This is a genomic window from Frankia sp. QA3, from assembly GCF_000262465.1.
GTDB lineage: Bacteria > Actinomycetota > Actinomycetes > Frankiales > Frankiaceae > Frankia.
Genome location: NZ_CM001489.1, coordinates 3,377,520 through 3,393,794, shown reverse-complemented (window position 1 = coordinate 3,393,794; position 16,275 = coordinate 3,377,520). Strand labels below are relative to the sequence as shown.

General features: G+C 74.3%; 14 protein-coding genes. 8 read left to right on the top strand and 6 right to left on the bottom strand.

Annotated features, from left to right (window positions below; translation table 11 throughout):
* Positions 1-2: 2 nt before the first annotated feature.
* Entirely contained in the window at positions 3-809 is an 807-nt protein-coding gene (locus FRAQA3DRAFT_RS13980; RefSeq protein ID WP_009739683.1) for an inositol monophosphatase family protein, read from the bottom strand.
* A 283-nt stretch (positions 810-1,092) separates the two neighbouring features.
* Between FRAQA3DRAFT_RS13980 and valS the strand changes: the two genes are divergently transcribed.
* The gene (valS, locus tag FRAQA3DRAFT_RS13975; protein WP_009739682.1) at positions 1,093-3,756 is read left to right on the top strand and encodes a valine--tRNA ligase; all 2,664 of its coding nucleotides are present in this window, start codon (positions 1,093-1,095) and stop codon (positions 3,754-3,756) included.
* Between the two features lie 29 nt (positions 3,757-3,785).
* Here valS and FRAQA3DRAFT_RS13970 read toward each other — a convergent pair whose 3' ends face one another.
* Entirely contained in the window at positions 3,786-5,168 is a 1,383-nt protein-coding gene (locus FRAQA3DRAFT_RS13970) for a NarK/NasA family nitrate transporter (RefSeq protein WP_009739681.1), read from the bottom strand.
* Between the two features lie 431 nt (positions 5,169-5,599).
* Here FRAQA3DRAFT_RS13970 and FRAQA3DRAFT_RS13965 point away from each other — a divergent pair, with 431 nt between their 5' ends.
* A complete protein-coding gene (locus FRAQA3DRAFT_RS13965; RefSeq protein ID WP_009739680.1) occupies positions 5,600-6,712 on the top strand; it encodes a sigma-70 family RNA polymerase sigma factor in 1,113 nt (370 codons plus the stop codon).
* Here the strand turns inward: FRAQA3DRAFT_RS13965 and FRAQA3DRAFT_RS13960 are convergent.
* Together FRAQA3DRAFT_RS13960 and FRAQA3DRAFT_RS13955 are read right to left on the bottom strand one after the other, a co-directional pair.
* On the bottom strand, positions 6,695-7,213 hold the full coding sequence (locus FRAQA3DRAFT_RS13960) for a gamma carbonic anhydrase family protein (RefSeq protein ID WP_009739679.1): 519 nt from the start codon (positions 7,211-7,213) through the stop codon (positions 6,695-6,697). The genes FRAQA3DRAFT_RS13965 and FRAQA3DRAFT_RS13960 overlap by 18 nt on opposite strands.
* Before the next feature lie 206 nt (positions 7,214-7,419).
* On the bottom strand, positions 7,420-7,728 hold the full coding sequence (locus FRAQA3DRAFT_RS13955; RefSeq protein ID WP_009739678.1) for a DUF4235 domain-containing protein: 309 nt from the start codon (positions 7,726-7,728) through the stop codon (positions 7,420-7,422).
* Positions 7,729-8,020: 292 nt separating this feature from the next.
* Here FRAQA3DRAFT_RS13955 and dut point away from each other — a divergent pair, with 292 nt between their 5' ends.
* From dut to FRAQA3DRAFT_RS13935, 4 genes are all read left to right on the top strand, one after another.
* The gene (gene dut, locus FRAQA3DRAFT_RS13950) at positions 8,021-8,680 is read left to right on the top strand and encodes a dUTP diphosphatase (RefSeq protein WP_009739677.1); all 660 of its coding nucleotides are present in this window, start codon (positions 8,021-8,023) and stop codon (positions 8,678-8,680) included.
* The gene (locus FRAQA3DRAFT_RS13945) at positions 8,661-9,374 is read left to right on the top strand and encodes a DUF3710 domain-containing protein (protein WP_009739676.1); all 714 of its coding nucleotides are present in this window, start codon (positions 8,661-8,663) and stop codon (positions 9,372-9,374) included. The genes dut and FRAQA3DRAFT_RS13945 overlap by 20 nt, the downstream gene beginning before the upstream one ends.
* Before the next feature lie 148 nt (positions 9,375-9,522).
* A complete protein-coding gene (locus FRAQA3DRAFT_RS13940; RefSeq protein ID WP_009739675.1) occupies positions 9,523-9,909 on the top strand; it encodes an OB-fold nucleic acid binding domain-containing protein in 387 nt (128 codons plus the stop codon).
* A gap of 46 nt (positions 9,910-9,955) precedes the next feature.
* Positions 9,956-10,675, top strand: a complete 720-nt coding sequence (locus FRAQA3DRAFT_RS13935) for a DUF3159 domain-containing protein (protein WP_009739674.1) — start codon at positions 9,956-9,958, stop codon at positions 10,673-10,675.
* Between the two features lie 86 nt (positions 10,676-10,761).
* Here FRAQA3DRAFT_RS13935 and FRAQA3DRAFT_RS13930 read toward each other — a convergent pair whose 3' ends face one another.
* Complete coding sequence (locus FRAQA3DRAFT_RS13930; protein ID WP_009739673.1) at positions 10,762-11,460, bottom strand: TrkA family potassium uptake protein; 699 nt, start codon at positions 11,458-11,460, stop codon at positions 10,762-10,764.
* 2 nt (positions 11,461-11,462) lie between these two features.
* Positions 11,463-12,170: a TrkA family potassium uptake protein gene (locus FRAQA3DRAFT_RS13925; protein WP_009739672.1), complete on the bottom strand. Its 708-nt coding sequence runs from the start codon at positions 12,168-12,170 to the stop codon at positions 11,463-11,465.
* A gap of 119 nt (positions 12,171-12,289) precedes the next feature.
* Between FRAQA3DRAFT_RS13925 and FRAQA3DRAFT_RS13920 the strand changes: the two genes are divergently transcribed.
* Positions 12,290-14,461: an APC family permease gene (locus tag FRAQA3DRAFT_RS13920; RefSeq protein ID WP_009739671.1), complete on the top strand. Its 2,172-nt coding sequence runs from the start codon at positions 12,290-12,292 to the stop codon at positions 14,459-14,461.
* Positions 14,458-16,251, top strand: coding sequence for a class I SAM-dependent RNA methyltransferase (locus FRAQA3DRAFT_RS13915; RefSeq protein WP_009739670.1), 1,794 nt, complete (start codon positions 14,458-14,460; stop codon positions 16,249-16,251). Before FRAQA3DRAFT_RS13920 ends, FRAQA3DRAFT_RS13915 begins: the two co-directional genes overlap by 4 nt.
* Positions 16,252-16,275 lie beyond the last annotated feature (24 nt).

Below are 16,275 nucleotides of genomic sequence, written 5' to 3'. Positions count from 1 at the left end.
CGTCAGTCGCGGTCGGCGGGGGGGTCCTCGGCGAGCAGGTCCGTGAGCGGGCCGAACAGCGCCGGCGGGGCGGCGACGGTGAGGTCCTCGCTCGCCGGCCGGCCGTGCAGCCCGCCGACCCGCAGGCCCGCCTCGGCCGCCACCAGCCCACCGGCGGCGTGGTCCCAGGGCTTGAGGCCACGCTCGTAGTACGCGTCGACGAGGCCGCCGGCGGCGGCGCACAGGTCCAGCGACGCCGCGCCCATCCGGCGGATGTCGCGCACCCGGGGTACCACCCGGGTGAGCACGGCGGCCTGGGCGGCGCGGCGGGACTCCAGGTAGCCGAAACCGGTCGCGACGAGGGCGCCGGCGAGTGTCGTCACCTCCGACCCGGTCAGCGGCGTGCCGTCGCGGAAGGCACCGCCGCCGCGGACGGCGGTGTAGGTCGTGCCCAGCGCCGGGGCGTGCACCACCCCGGCGACGACCTCGCCGTCGACCTCGGCGGCGATCGACACCGCCCAGTTCGGCAGCCGGTAGAGGAAGTTCACGGTGCCGTCGAGCGGATCGACGATCCAGCGCACGCCGGTCGACCCGGCGGAGTCCGACCCCTCCTCGCCGAGCAGGCCGTCGCCCGGACGCAGCTCGGCGAGCCGGCGGGCCACCAGCGCCTCGGAGGCGCGGTCCAGGGCGGTGACCACGTCGGTGGGGGAGGACTTCGTGGTCTCCGCGGCGACCGCGCCCTCGCGGCCCCGCGCGAGCAGCTCGCCGGCCTCGCGGGCGATCGTCAGCGCGACGTCGAGCAGGATGTCCGGGTCTGGCAGGTCGCTCATCGGTCGGCGCTCCGGGGCTCGGGCTCTGGTTCGGCTTCGGGACTGCGGCCGGCATCTGGACTGCGGCCGGCATCTGGACTGCGGCCGGCTTCGGGACTGCGGCCGGCTTCGGGACTGCGGCCGGCATCGGCAGGGCAGGACGGTCCGCTCACGGGCTCATCCTGCCAAGGTGGCGCCGCACGCGAGCATTCCGGCGGGCGAAAGCCGTCACGGGGGCGGACGCGCGGGGCGTCGGGGGGCCGGGCGCCGCGGCCACGATCGGCGCGCCCGTAGGATCGTCGCTGTGGTTGGCACAGACGGCACTGATCGATCCGCACGCGCGGTCCCCGCGAAGCCCAGTCTCGACGGCATCGAGGCGCGGTGGTCGGCGGCATGGCAGGACGAGGGCACCTACACCTTCGACCGCACGGTCGACCGGGGGCGGGTGTATTCCATCGACACCCCGCCACCGACCGTAAGCGGCTCGTTGCACGTCGGCCACGTCTTCTCCTACACGCACACCGACCTCATCGCCCGCTACCAGCGGATGCGCGGCCGTGAAGTGTTCTACCCGATGGGCTTCGACGACAACGGGCTGCCCACCGAGCGCCGGGTGCAGAACTACTTCGGCGTGCGCTGCGACCCGTCGCTGCCCTACGACCCGGATTTCACCCCGCCGGCGAAGCCGGGCAAGGAACAGGTGCCGATCTCGCGGCGCAACTTCGTCGAGCTGTGCGAGCGGCTGACGCTGACCGACGAGAAGGGCTTCGAGGAGCTCTGGCGGCGTCTCGGGTTGTCCGTCGACTGGTCGCACACCTACGCCACCATCGACGGCCGCTCGCGCGCGGTCGCCCAGCGGGCGTTCCTGCGCAACCTCGCCCGCGGCGAGGCGTACCTCGCCGAGGCGCCGACGCTGTGGGACGTCACCTTCCGCACCGCGGTCGCCCAGGCGGAGCTGGAGGACCGGGAGCGTCCCGGCGCCTTCCACACCCTCGCCTTCCCCCGCTCCGCCGAGGCCGACCCGGCCGGGCCGGCGGCCGCGGAGCCGGTGGTGATCGAGACGACCCGCCCGGAGCTGCTGCCCGCCTGCGTGGCCCTGGTCGCCCACCCCGACGACCCGCGCTACCAGCCGCTGTTCGGGTCCACCGTGCGCACCCCGCTGTTCGACGTCGAGGTCCCGGTCCTCGCCCACCGGCTCGCCGATCCCGAGAAGGGATCCGGCATCGCGATGATCTGTACCTTCGGTGACCTGACCGACGTCATCTGGTGGCGGGAACTGCGCCTGCCGGCGCGTGCCGTGATCGGGCGCGACGGCCGGCTCGTCGCGGAGCCGCCGGCCGCGATCACCTCGCCGGCGGGCCGGGCGCACTACGCCGAGCTCGCCGGCAAGACCGTCCACAGCGCCCGCACGCGCATCGTGGAGCTGCTCACCGGGTCCGGTGCGCTGCTCGGCGAGCCGCGGCCGATCGCCCATCCGGTCAAGTTCTACGAGAAGGGCGACCGGCCGCTGGAGATCGTCACCACCCGCCAGTGGTACCTCCGCAACGGCGGTCGCGACGAGTCGCTGCGCGCCGCGCTGCGGGCCCGCGGCCAGGAGCTGCGCTGGCACCCGGAGTACATGAAGGTCCGCTACGAGAACTGGGTCGACGGCCTCAACGGGGACTGGCTGATCAGCCGGCAGCGGTTCTTCGGCGTGCCGTTCCCGGTGTGGTATCCCCTCGACGACACCGGCGCGCCGCGCTACGACGCACCGATCGTGCCGGCCGAGGCGGCCCTGCCCGTCGACCCGTCCAGCGACGTGCCGCCGGGCTACACCGGCTCCCAGCGCGGGGTGCCCGGCGGGTTTGCCGCCGACCCGGACGTGATGGACACCTGGGCGACGTCCTCGCTCACCCCGCTGATCGCCAGCGGCTGGGAGCGCGACGCCGATCTGTTCGCCCGGGTGTTCCCGATGGATCTGCGGCCCCAGGCGCACGAGATCATCCGGACCTGGCTGTTCTCCACCGTGGTCCGCACGCACGCCGAGTTCGGTGTGCTGCCCTGGTCGAACGCCGCGATCTCCGGCTGGATCCTCGACCCGGACCGCAAGAAGATGTCGAAGTCCAAGGGGAACGTCGTCACCCCGATGGGCCTGCTGGAGGAGCACGGTTCGGATGCGGTCCGCTACTGGGCGGCATCCGGGCGGCCGGGCACCGACACGGCCTTCGACGTCGGCCAGATGAAGAACGGCCGCCGGCTCGCCATCAAGATCCTCAATGCCAGCCGCTTCGCGCTGGGCCTCGCCGCCGACGCGACCCCCGCGGGCACACCCGCGCCGGGCGAGGCGGTGGCTGGCGAGGCGGCGGCGGTGGGCGTGGCCGGTGGTGCCGTCCCGGTCGGCGAGCCGCTGGACCGGGCGCTGCTCGCCGCGCTCGCCGACGTCGTCGACGCCGCGACCGCGGCGCTCGACACCTACGACTACGCGCGGGCCCTGGAGGTCACCGAGTCGTTCTTCTGGCGGTTCTGCGACGACTACGTCGAGCTGGTCAAGGGCCGCGCCTACGGCTCGTTCGGACCCGCCGGTGCCGCCTCCGCCCACACCACCCTCGCGGTGGCGCTGTCCGTGCTGCTGCGGCTGTTCGCCCCGGTCCTGCCGTTCGTCACCGAGGAGGTCTGGTCCTGGTGGCGGCCGGGCTCGGTGCACCGGGCGAGCTGGCCGGACGCGGCGGAGATCCGCAAGCTCGCCGACGGCGGGCGCCCGGAGCTGCTCGACGCCGTCGGCGCGGCGCTGACCGGCGTGCGCCGCGCCAAGTCCGCGGCGAAGGCGTCGATGAAGGCCGAGGTCGCGAGCGCCCGGATCAGCGGAGACGCCGACCTCGTCGCCCTCGTCGAAGCGGCGGCCGCCGACCTGCGCAGCGCCGGCAGCATCCGGGAGCTCGCGTTCAGCCCGGCCGGCGGTGAGATCGCCGTCGCCGTCGACCTCGCCTGATCCTGGGGGCCGGTCAGGTCAGGTGGGGGTCAGATGCCGCTCAGCCGCCGGGCCGAGGGCCGAAGGTAGACGAACCAGGTGACGACGAAGCACAGCGCGTAGTAGGCGATGAAGGAGATGTACGCCGCGTCGCCGGACTTGTAGCTCAGGAACGACTGCCGGAAGGCCAGGTTCACCAGCACCCCGCCGAACGCGCCGATCGCGCCGGCCAGGCCGATCAGCGCGCCGGAGCGGCGCCGTGCGGCGCGCTGGGCCGCCAGCGGGTCGGCGCCGGCGTCGACGGCGAGGCGCGACTTCGCCCGGAAGATCGCCGGGATCATCTTGTACGTCGACCCGTTGCCGACGCCGCTGAAGACGAACAGGGCGATGAACCCGACGAGGAAGCCGGCCAGCGAGTCCGTCAGCGAGGCGACGAGCACGACCGAGGCCGCCGCGGCCATCGCCACGAAGTTCGCGAACGTGATGCGGGCGCCGCCGAACCGGTCGGCCATGATGCCGCCCAGCGGACGGATCAGCGACCCGAGCAGCGGCCCGAGGAACGTCAGGTAGGCGGCCTTGATCGGGGTGTCGAACCGGTCGGCGAACTGCACCTGCAGCACCTGCCCGAAGGCGAAGCCGAAGCCGATGAACGAGCCGAACGTGCCGATGTAGAGCAGCGACATCACCCAGGTGTGGCCGTCGCGGGTGACCTCGCGCATCGCGCCCCGGTCGTTGCGCGCCGAGGAGAGGTTGTCCATGAACAGCGCCGCGCCGAGCGAGACCAGCACGATCAGCGGGATGTAGATCGCCAGGATCACCCGTGGGTGGCCCTTGCCCGCCGTGGCGAGCACGAGCAGGGCGACGAGCTGGATCGCGGCCACGCCCAGGTTCCCGCCGCCGGCGTTGAGCCCGAGCGCCCAGCCCTTGAGCCGGTCCGGGTAGTAGGCGTTGATGTTCGTCATCGACGAGGCGAAGTTGCCGCCGCCGACGCCCGCGACCGCGGCGACGATCAGCAGGGTGGTGTACGAGACGCCGGGTTCGACGACGATCGCGGCGAGGATCGTGGGGACGAGCAGCAGCAGCGCACTGAAGATCGTCCAGTTGCGCCCGCCGAAGCGGGCGACGGCGAAGGTGTAGGGGATGCGCAGCACGCTGCCGACCAGCGCCGGCACCGACGTCAGCAGGAACTTCCCAGCGGGGTCGATGTGGTAAGACGGCCCGAGGAACAGGACCATGACCGACCACAGCGTCCAGATCGAGAAGCCGACGTGCTCGGCCAGGATCGAGAAGATCAGATTGCGGCGGGCGATGCGGGACCCGCCGTTCTGCCAGAACGTCGGGTCGTCGGGCCGCCAGTCGTCGATCCAGCGGCCCCGGCGGGTCGGGGCCGGGGCTAGGTCGGTGGTCGGGACGCCTTCCAGCGTGGCGCTCATATGATGATCCTCCGGGGTGCGGGCGATGCCACGACCGTAGGAACGGACCGTTACACGGCGACGCGCGAGCTGTGACACTCTCAGAGACATCCGCTCACCCCGCCGGCAGCCGCGCGGTGAGACGTGCGGCCGCGGGCCACCGGCCGCCCGTGAGATCGCCGCCCGCCGAGCCGCTGCGCCGCGTCCTGGCCCGGCAGGTTCGGCCGAGGATGTCACGCCGGGGCCGGGTATCCCGTCCAGGTGGAGGGGGATCGTTCCACTCCCATTCGCCCGGAGCCCGCGACGCCCGCTCGGTGGCGTCCCCGGAGCCAGCGGAGGACCCGTTGACGACAGTTCCGACTCATACCGCAGTTCCGACTCACGCCGCAGTTCCGACCCATGCCGCAGTTCCGACTCACGCCGCGGCGCGTCCCGGCGCTGACCCGGCCGAGGTGCCCGGCCCGGCCGACCCGCCGGCGCTGGCCGCGGCGTTCGAGGCCGAGCGTCCCCACCTGCGGGGGGTGGCCTACCGCCTGCTCGGCTCCTTCGCCGACGCCGAGGATGTGGTGCAGGAGGCCTGGCTGCGCCTGGGCCGGGTCGACGCCGATCGGATCGAGGACCTGCGCGCCTGGCTGACCGTGGTGGTCAGCCGGCTGTGCCTGGACCAGCTCCGCTCGGCCCGCGGGCGCCGGGAGGGGTACGTCGGGCCCTGGCTGCCCGAACCGTTCGTCGACGGGCTCGCCGGCGGCGACGGCACCAGGGGCGGCGCCGATGCCGGCTCGCCCGTGGTGGACGCGGCGTTCCTCGCCGGTGCGGCGGTGCCGGTCGGTCCCGATCCCGCGAGCGGGGGCCGGGCGCCCGACCCGGCCGACCGGGTGACGCTCGCCGAGTCGGTGAGCATGGCCATGATGGTCGTGCTCGAGACGCTCAGCCCGGCCGAGCGCACCGCCCTCATCCTCCACGACGTGTTCGGCTACGACTTCACCGAGATCGCCGCCGCCACCGGGCGCACCCCGGCCGCCGCCCGCCAGCTCGCCAGCCGGGCTCGGCGCCACGTCCGCGGCCGGTCGGTCCGCTTCGACCCGGATCCGGCGTCGCGCCGCCGCGTCGCCGACGCCTTCCTCGCCGCCGCCGCCGGTGACGACCTCGACGGGCTGCTGGCCCTGCTCGATCCGAACGCCGTCCTCCGCAGCGACGGCGGGGGACTCGCGCAGGCCGCCCGCCGGCCGGTGGCGGGCGCCGACCGGGTCGCCCGGTTCGTGCTCGGCATCCTCGCCAAGGCGACCCGGCGGGCCGGCGGGCCGGTGCGGATCCAGCCGATCGTTGTCAACGGCGAACCCGGCTTCGCGAGCTTCGAGGGCGACGTCCTGCGCTACATCGCCGGCCTGCACGTCGCGGGCGGCCGGGTCGTCGAGATCGACATCGTGGCGAACCCGGAGAAGATGCGGCACCTGCCGGACGCGGCTCCGGCTCGCGACGCGGTTGCGGTGGGCGACGCGGCTCTGACGGGCGGGGCGCCGCCGGCAGGCGGGGCGGCGCCGGCGAGCTCAGTCGATTCGGCGTAGCTGCTCGCGGTAGCGTTTGCCGTTCGCCACGTAGACGGCGGCGCCCGCGGCGAGACCGGCCTGGTCCGCGCCGCCGGGCAGTACCTTGGCCGGGACCCCGAGCGCCCGCCCGCCCGGCGGCACGACCGTGTCGCCCACGACGACGGCCCCGGCCCCGACCAGCCCGCCGCGCCCGATCCGGACCCGGTGCAGGACCACCGAGCCGGACCCGATCAGCGATCCGTCCTCGACGACGCAGCCCTCCAGGTGCGCGAGGTGCCCGACGGTGCAGTCGTCGCCGACGACGGTCGCCAGCTCCTCGGTCGCGTGGATCACGGTGCCGTCCTGGACGGAGGTGCGCGCGCCGATGACGATCGACCCGTAGTCGCCCCGCAGCACCGCTGCCGGCCACACGGTCGACTCGGGGCCGATGGTCACGGCACCGATGACGGTGGCGTCCGGGTGGACGTAGGCCGTCGGGTCGATGACGGGGACGGAGTCCCCCAGGGCGTACACGGCCATCCGGGCTCCCGCGGGTCGTCGTGCGAAGCAGTGGCATTCATCGTGCCCGCCGCGACGACCGGGCGTCGCCGATCGGGGGGTGACGGCCGGGGGTACGCCGACGGGCGGCACACCACCGGGGGTGCGCCGCCCGTCGGGGTCTGGCTTGTCAGGTGTCCGGTGCGGCTCCGGTCGGCCCGTGCCGCTCGCCGCCTACCGTGTGGGGCTCAGTCCGCCGAGGTGGCGACCTCCGGGCGGACCATGCCGGGCGGCGGGGAGCCCGTCGCCCTGACCCAGCCGCGGGCCACCGTCCGCTCCGCCGCGAGCCGGCCGAGCCCGATCGCCAGGCCTGAGATCGCCGCCCACGCGATCGCCTCCGCCCAGGCGGTGTCCGGGTCGGCCGGGTTGACCGGCGGGTCGGACTTGCGCACCTTGCGGTACACGGCCGTGACCCCGCGGCTGGCGGCCGTGCCCGCGAGCGCCGTCGCCGCCCCGCCGACGACCTTCCATCCCAGCTTCGATGCCGCTTTCGCCACCCCACACCTCTCGTTCTGCGCCGCGGGCCGCGCTGGCCCGCCGTGTTGTCCTTACCCCGGTGGCCCCGGTTACCCCCAGCCGACCTGGGTGGGCCGCCGGTGGTCCCTATCCGATCACGACCGGGCGGTCCCGCCGGCACGCGGGGCGCACCGCGGATGGCGCGCCGGGGATGGCCTAAGGTTCATCTCGCGGATCGCGGACATCCGGCGCGGCGCGGCGGGCGCCGGCGACGGCCGTCGGCGGCGACCATCCACCTCCCCGTTCGGCCCGGCCAGGCAGGAGACCAGACCCATGACCGCCCCCGATCAGACGATCCCCGCTGCCCCTGAGGCACCGGTTGGACCGGCCGCGCCCGAAACGGTGGCCGGGACCGTGGTGGCGGCCACCGAGGCCGTGGCGTCGGACACCGGGACCGAGGCGCCGGGCCGGGTGGACGTTCTCGTGCGGCGGCTGGACCGCGAGCTGGCGCCGCCGGAGTACGCTCGGCCGTCGGATGCGGGCGCGGACCTGGTGACCGCGCAGGACGTGACCCTCGCGCCGGGAGAGCGCGCCGTGGTCGGCACCGGCCTGGCGATCGCCCTGCCGGCGGGCTACGCGGCCTTCGTGCACCCGCGCAGCGGCCTGGCCGCCCGGCACGGCGTGACGGTGGTCAACGCGCCCGGCACGGTCGACGCCGGTTACCGTGGTGAAATCAAGGTAGTTCTCATCAATACCGATCGATCCGATCCGATCACGTTGCGTAGGGGCGACCGGATCGCCCAGCTCGTCGTGCAGCGTGTGGAGCATGCCGTCTTTCGCGACGTGGACGAGTTGCCCGCCTCGGTGCGCGGCAGCGGTGGGTTCGGTTCGACGGGTGGCTTCGGCTCGACGGAGGGTCCCGGCGCCGGGGTCGGCGCGGGGACGCCCGGGGGGGCGGGAAGGGAGTCCGGTGGTGTTCGGCCGCGGGCGTAGGGAATCCGACCAGCGCGGGGCATCCCGGCCCGAGGCGCCCGAGCGACGCGCGCCGGCCGCCCCGGCGGCGTCGGTGGTGTTGGACGGCCCGTACGACCTCACCGAGGCGCCGCAGGACGACCTCCACCGGCTCGACCTCGGCGCGTTGAGGATCCCGGCGCTGCCGGGCGTGCAGGTGCAGTTCCAGGTGGAGGAGGCGACCGGCCAGCCGCTGACGGTTCTCGTCACCGACGGGCGCAGCGCGATGGAGCTGTCGGTCTTCGCCGCTCCCAAGAGCCGCGGCCTGTGGGACGAGGTGCGCACCGAGATCCTTGACACGATCGAGGCGGCCGGCGGCCGCGAGGCGAACGGCGCGTTCGGGCCGGAGTTGCGGATGCTGCTGCCCACCGGCCGCCCGGGCGAGACGGTCCCCGGCCGGATGATCGGCGTCGACGGCCCGCGCTGGTTCCTGCGGGCCGTGGTGACCGGCGTGGCCGGGGGCGACCCGGGGGCCGCCCCACTGCTCGACGAGACGCTGCGCCAGCTCGTGGTGGCCCGTGGCGACGGTGCGATGCCGGTGCGGGATCCCCTGCCGCTCACCCTGCCCCGCGAGGTCGCGGACCACCCAGAGGGCCCCGGCGGCTCCGCGACCGCGGCGACGAGCGGGCGGCCCCAGATGCCGGCGCCCGGCGTCCGCACCGCCGAGCTTCGCTGAACCGCGACGCGCCGCCCTGTACCGCATACCGTGCGTATGCGCACGTGGATCGCTCGATCGTGCGGCTTGCCGCGGGCACACTGAGCCTCGGTCATTCGTTGCATCAGACGTGTTCGGGCAGGGTTGCTCGCGCGGGAACGGAGGAGCCGTGGGCGAGCCACACGGTTGGTGGGGGCGCAAGCTCCACAGGCTGACGGCAGGAACGAACGAACTCGACGCCGAGGATCTCCAGGCAGCCTCCGCGGCGGCGGGCGCCGTCCCGATGAGCGGTTGTCGTGACCGGGACGAGACCTGCGTCGCGGGTACCATCCAGGCGGTGACGGTGCGCGCGCGTTCCGGCGCGCCGACCCTGGAGGTCGACATCTACGACGGCAGCGGCACCGTGACGCTGGTGTTCCTGGGCCGCCGGGACATCCCGGGCCTGCGGGCCGGTGCCTCGGTGAAGGCGTCCGGTCGGGTCACCGTGCAGGAGGGCCGCCCGAGCATCTTCAACCCGCGCTACGAACTTCTTCCGGTCCCCTCCGCGAGCGCCTAGGTTCGGGCGGGGAACCGGCCCCTCACCGACAGGATCCCCACCGACGATGCCACGACTGCCCACCCCCGACACACCGCCGATGACGATGTCCGAGGCCATCGGCGGGCCCCGGGGGATCATCGACAGCTCCATCCCGACCGTGGCGTTCGTGACGGTGAACGCCGAGGCCGGGCTGACCGCCGGCATCGCCGTCGCCATCGCCGCCGCGCTCGGCCTGCTCGTCCTGCGCATCGTGCGGCGCGAGCCGACGCAGCAGACGTTCTCCGGCCTGTTCGCCGTCGCGGTCGCCGCGTTCGTCGCCTCGCGCACCGGCGACGCGAAGGGGTTCTTCCTCCCCGGCATCGCGAAGAACGCGCTCGGCGTGGTCGTGGCGCTGCTGTCCGTGGTGCTGCGCCGGCCGATCGCCGGCTATCTCATGGCCGGCCTGGACGCTCGCTACGTCGGCTGGAAGGACGATCTCCGTCAGCGGCGGGCCGCGGTGTGGGCGACGCTGGTCTGGGTCGTCGTGTTCGCCCTGCGCTTCGGCGTGCAGGGCGTGCTCTACCTCGCCGACGAGTCCGGCTGGCTGGCGGCGGCGAACATCGCGCTCGGCCTGCCGCTGTTCGGCCTCGCCGTCCTCGCCAGCTTCGCCATCGTGCGCCGGCTCGCCCCGCTGCCGCCGGACCCGCCCGCCGCGTCGGGCGCGGCCGTGGTCGAGGGCGAGGTGGTGCGGGCCGACGCGGCGGCCCCCGAGGCGCCGGTCGATCCGTTCCGCCCGCCGCGCTGAGCCGGGCGCGGACCGCCCCGCGCGGGCCGTGGGCTCTTCGGGCGGGCCGTGGGCTCTTCGGGCGGGCCGTGGGCTCTTCGGGCGGGTCAGCCCCCGGAGGTGAGGGTCTGCTGCGGCACCGGGCCGAGCAGGGCGGCGAGTTCCTCCTCGGCCTCCGAGCTGGTCGCGACCGCGAGCACCTCGTCGCCGTGCTCCAGCGTCGCGTCCGGCGAGGGGATGACCGCCCGCCCGTCGCGCAGGATCACTACGAGTGCGGTGTCCGACGGCAGGGTGATCTCGCTGATCCGCCGACCGACGACGGGGGCGTCCTCGGCGAGGGTGAGCTCGACGAGGGAGGCGTCGCTCTGCCGGAAGCGCATGAGCCGCACCAGGTCGCCGACGCTGACGGCCTCCTCGACCAGCGCGGTGAGCAGCCGCGGCGCGGAGACCGCGACGTCCACCCCCCACGACTCGGTGAACAGCCACTCGTTCTTGGGATGGTTGACCCGGGCGACCACCCGCGGCACGCCGAACTCCGTCTTCGCCAGCAGCGACACGACGAGGTTGACCTTGTCGTCGCCGGTCGCGGCCACCAGGACGGTGCATTCGTTCAGCCCGGCGGCGTCGAGCTGGGACAGCTCGCAGGCGTCGGCGAGCAGCCACCGGGCGTCGGGCAGCGCGTCCGTGCGGATCTTCTGTGGGTCCCGCTCGATGATGAGCACCTCGGAGCCGTTCTCCAGCAGTTCGGCGGCGATGGAGCGGCCGACCTTGCCGGCCCCCGCGATCACCACCTGGCGCACGCTCATCGTCAGCTTTCCTCCGGACCGGTGCGCAGCACCGTGTCGGCCTCGGTGGCATGGGCCTTCGTCACGGCCACGTGCAGCACGTCGCCGTCCTGGACGAGGGTGCGGGCGTCGGGCAGCACGCCCTCGCCGAACCGGGTGACGCAGACGACCCGCACCCCGGCCGCCTCCTCCAGCTCGCGCAGCTTGCGCCCCACCCAGGCGGCTCCGGGCGGGATCGCGGTCAGCAGCACCGAGCCGGACGGATCGGACCACTGCGGGGTGACGGCGTCCGGGAGCAGCCGGCCGAGGATCTGGTCGCGGGTCCAGCGCACGGTCGCGACGGTGGGGATGCCGAGCCGCTCGTAGACCTCGGCGCGGCGGGGGTCGTAGATCCGCGCCACGACCCGCTCGACTCCGAACATCTCCCGGGCGACCCGGGCCGCGATGATGTTCGAGTTGTCCCCGCTGGACACGGCGGCGAACGCGGCGGCCCGCTCGATGCCCGCCTCGACGAGGGTGTCGCGGTCGAAACCCATCCCGGTGACGCGCTGGCCGCCGAAGTTCGCGTCCAGCCGGCCGAACGCGGCCGCGTTCTGGTCGATGATCGCCACCGAGTGGCCGAGCCGCTCGACGCCGCGGGCGAGGGCGGAGCCGACCCGGCCACAACCGAGGATCACGACATGCACGAGGGGAGCGTAGTCGGATCCGGTCTCACCGGCGCGGATCGTCACCGGAGTGCTCTGTATACGGCGATCTGCCGCCGCCGGGCGCGTGACCCCGACCAACGCGGGTTTGTGTGTGCCACGTCACACTTGCGAATAGCGGTACCCGGCGTCGGTAGCATCGCCGCGTGGCGCTCACGGACCGCCTGAAGCGCGGTTTCGTCGGTCGACCGATCGGGAGCGACCGGCTCGGGGAGACACTGCTCCCCAAACGGGTTGCATTGCCCGTCTTCGCCAGTGACGCATTGTCGTCGGTCTCCTACGCAACGGAAGAGATCCTGCTCGTCCTGTCACTGGGCGGACTGGCTTTCTACCACATTTCGCCCTGGCTGGCCGGCGCCGTCATCGTGCTGATGCTGACGGTGGTCGCCTCCTACCGGCAGAACGTGCACGCCTACCCGAGCGGTGGCGGCGACTACGAGGTCGTCTCGACCAACCTCGGCCCCCGCGCCGGCCTGCTCGTCGGCAGCGCCCTGCTCGTCGACTACGTCCTGACGGTCGCCGTGTCGGTGTCGGCGGGTGTCGCGAACCTGACCTCCGCGGTCACCGGGCTGGCCGAGCACAAGGTCGCCATCGCCATCGTGATCGTCATCCTGCTGACGATGATGAACCTGCGCGGTGTGCGCGAATCCGGGACGGCCTTCGCCATCCCGACCTACGGCTTCATCGCCGGCATCGCCGTGATGATCGTGACCGGCCTGGTCAAGACGGCTGTCGGCCACACCCCGCGGGCGGAGAGCGCGGGCTACCACGTGGTCGCCGAGCACGACTACGCCGGGCTGGCCCTGGCGTTCCTGGTCCTGCGGGCGTTCGCCTCGGGCTGCACCGCGCTCACCGGGGTCGAGGCGATCAGCAACGGCGTGCCCGCCTTCCAGAAGCCCAAAAGCCGCAACGCCGCGACCACCCTGCTGCTCATGGGCGTCATCGCGGTCATCATGTTCGCCGGCGTCACCGCCCTGGCCCTCATCTCGGACGTGCACGTCGCCGAGCACACGTCGGACCTGGTCGGGGCCAGCGGCGAGCAGCCGACGGTCATCGCCCAGGTCGCCGCCGCCGTGTTCGGCGACGGCTCGGCCGGCTTCGTCTACATCGCCACGGTCACCACGCTCATCCTCATGCTGGCCGCGAACACCGCCTTCAACGGCTTCCCGGTGCTGGGCTCGATCCTCGCCCGCGACGGTTACCTGCCTCGCCAGCTGCACACCCGCGGCGACCGGCTGGCCTACTCCAACGGGATCGTCCTGCTGGCCGGCTTCGCGATCCTGCTGATCGTCGCGTTCGACGCGCAGGTCACCGCCCTGATCCAGCTCTACATCCTCGGGGTGTTCATCTCGTTCACCCTGAGTCAGATCGGGATGGTGCGGCACTGGGCGCGCATCCTGCGCTCGACCGGTCCGACCGCGCCCGACCCCGCCGCCCGCCGGCGGATCCGCCGCTCGCAGACGATCAACTTCATCGGTGCCTGCCTCACCGGCACCGTGCTGGTCCTCGTGCTCATCACGAAGTTCACCCACGGCGCCTGGATCGTCTGCCTGGCCATTCCGATCATCTTCCTCGGCATGCGGGGGATCCGGGGGCACTACGACCGAGTCGCCATCGAGCTCACCCCGGAGCCGGGGCCTCCGACCCTGCCCTCGCGCATCCGGGGCGTCGTGCTCGTCAGCAAGATCCACGCGCCGACGCTGCGGGCACTGGCCTACGCCAAGGCCTCCCGGCCGCACAGCCTCGTCGCGCTGACCGTGGCCGTGGACCAGGCCGACGCCGACCGGCTGCGCGCCGCCTGGGCGGAACGCGGGATCAGCATCGACCTCGTGGTGCTCGCGTCGCCGTATCGGGAGGTGACCCGGCCGGTGCTGGACTACGTCGCCCGGATCCGGCGGGAGAGCCCCCGCGACGTCGTGGCCGTCTACGTCCCGGAGTACGTCGTCGGCCACTGGTGGGAGCACCTGCTGCACAACCAGAGCGCGCTGCGGCTCAAGGCCCGGCTGCTGTTCCAACCCGGCGTGATGGTCACCAGCGTGCCCTGGCAACTCGCCTCGTCCAGCGGTGCGGAGCGGCGGGTGGAGCGGACCGGCGCGGGCGCGGTGCGCCGCGGCCGGGCCGCCCTGCCTGGACCCTCCGGCGGCCCCGCCATCCTGGACGGGACCCGCTCCGGCGCGGGCCCCGGCGGCGCCGGTGGGACGACCTCCTCCGCGGGCGTGCCAGCGTCGGCGGGCTCCACGGGCTCCACGGGCTCCACGGGCTCCACGGGCGCCGCCGGCCAGTCTGGTTCCGGGTTGAGATCGGCGGAGCGGGAGTGAGCCCCGCTCGCCGCCGGCGGCCGGCCCGCCGCCCGGAGGGGACGGCCGGCCGGCCGCCGGCGGGTGGATCGCCCGACGCCGGCACCACCACGGCCACCGGGCCCGCCGCCGCTCCCGCCCCGGGCTCCGTCTCCGCTGCCACCGGCCCCCCCGCCGGTGCGGTCGCCGGCTCGACCGTGGGGGATCCGGCCGCGACCGCGGTGGGGTCGCTCATCGAGCTGGTGGTAGGGCAGGTGGCCCACGGCGGGTTCTGCGTGGCGCGCGCGGGCGGGCGGGTCGTGTTCGTCCGGCACGCCCTGCCCGGGGAACGGGTCCGGGCCCGGGTCACCGACGACTCCCACGACCGGTACTGGCGCGCCGACGCCGTCGACATCCTCGCCCCCGCGCCGCAACGGGTGGCGGCTGCCTGCCCGCACGCCGGCCCCGGCGCCTGCGGGGGCTGCGACTGGCAGCACGCCGACCTCGCGGCGCAACGTCGGGGCAAGGCCGAGGTGATCGCGGAAGCCCTGCGCCGCTTCGGCGGGCTGGACGCCGAGGCCGACCCCGAGGCCCACCCTGCGCCCGTCCTGCCCGGTGCGCCCGCTGCACCTGCCGTGTCCCCTGTACCTGCCGTGTCCCCTGCGCCTGCCGTGTCCCCTGCGCCTGCCGTGTCCCCTGCGCCTGCCGTGTCCCCTGCGTCCGCCGTGTCCGCCGGCCGGCCGGGGGAGGCCGGTACCCGGCGCCGGCCCGTGCGGGTGGTCGTCGAGGCGGTGCCCGTCGGTGGCCGGGGCGACCAGCCGGGCGGCGGCGCGGACGAGGGCCTGGGCTGGCGGACCCGGATGCGCTTCGCCGTCACCGCACAGGGCGAGATCGGACTGCGAGCCAGCCGTTCCCACGAGGTGGTGGCCACCCCGGACTGCCGCATCGCCCACCCGCTCGTGGCCGCGGCGCTGGCCGGGCGCCGGTTTCCCGGCGCCGAGGCGGTCGAGGTCGCCGCGAGCCCCTCCACCGGGCAGGTGGCCCTCGCCGTGCATCCCGCCGCGGCGGCGCCCGGCGCGGCGGCGCCCGGCGAGGTCGTCGAGACGGTGGGACAGCGGCGGTTCCAACTCGGGCCGGATGTGTTCTGGCAGGTCCATCCGGGTGCCCCGGAGGTGCTGGTCGCCGCCGTCCGCGACGCGTTGCGCCCCCGCCTCGGGGAGACCGCGCTCGACCTGTACTCGGGGGCGGGCCTGTTCGCCGCGTTCCTCGCCGTCGATGTCGGCCCCGGCGGCCGCGTCGTCGCGATGGAGTCCGACGCCGCGGCGGTGGCCGCCGCCGCCCGTAGCCTCGCCGACCTGCCTCAGGTGTCGCTGCGCTCGGTGCGGGTGACCCCGGCGACGGTGCGCGGGGTGGTCGGCAGCGGGCCGACGGCCGGCCGCGTCGACATCGCCGTGCTGGACCCGCCGCGCACCGGGGCGGGGCCCGCCGTGATGGCCGCGCTGCTGGCCCACCACCCGCGTGCCGTCGCTTACGTCGCATGCGACCCGGTGGCTCTGGGCCGGGACCTGGCGGCCGCCTCCGCCGCCGGTTACGAGCTGGTCTCGCTGCGTGCGTTCGATCTGTTCCCGATGACCGCCCATGTTGAATGCGTGGCACTGTTGGAGCCGCGCGTCACCGAACCCGCAGTGACCGAGGCCGTACGGCAGGTGGGATGCGGGGCCGCCGCAGGGCCCGATCGATCGGTTCCGCCGCCGCCCGGTCGCCCCGGCGTGTCGTCCGCGCGCCACGCCGGGGCGCAGGGTACGTCTGCGTGCCCGCATCCCGACCAATAGTGCGCAAGCCGGGGGTGGATTTTA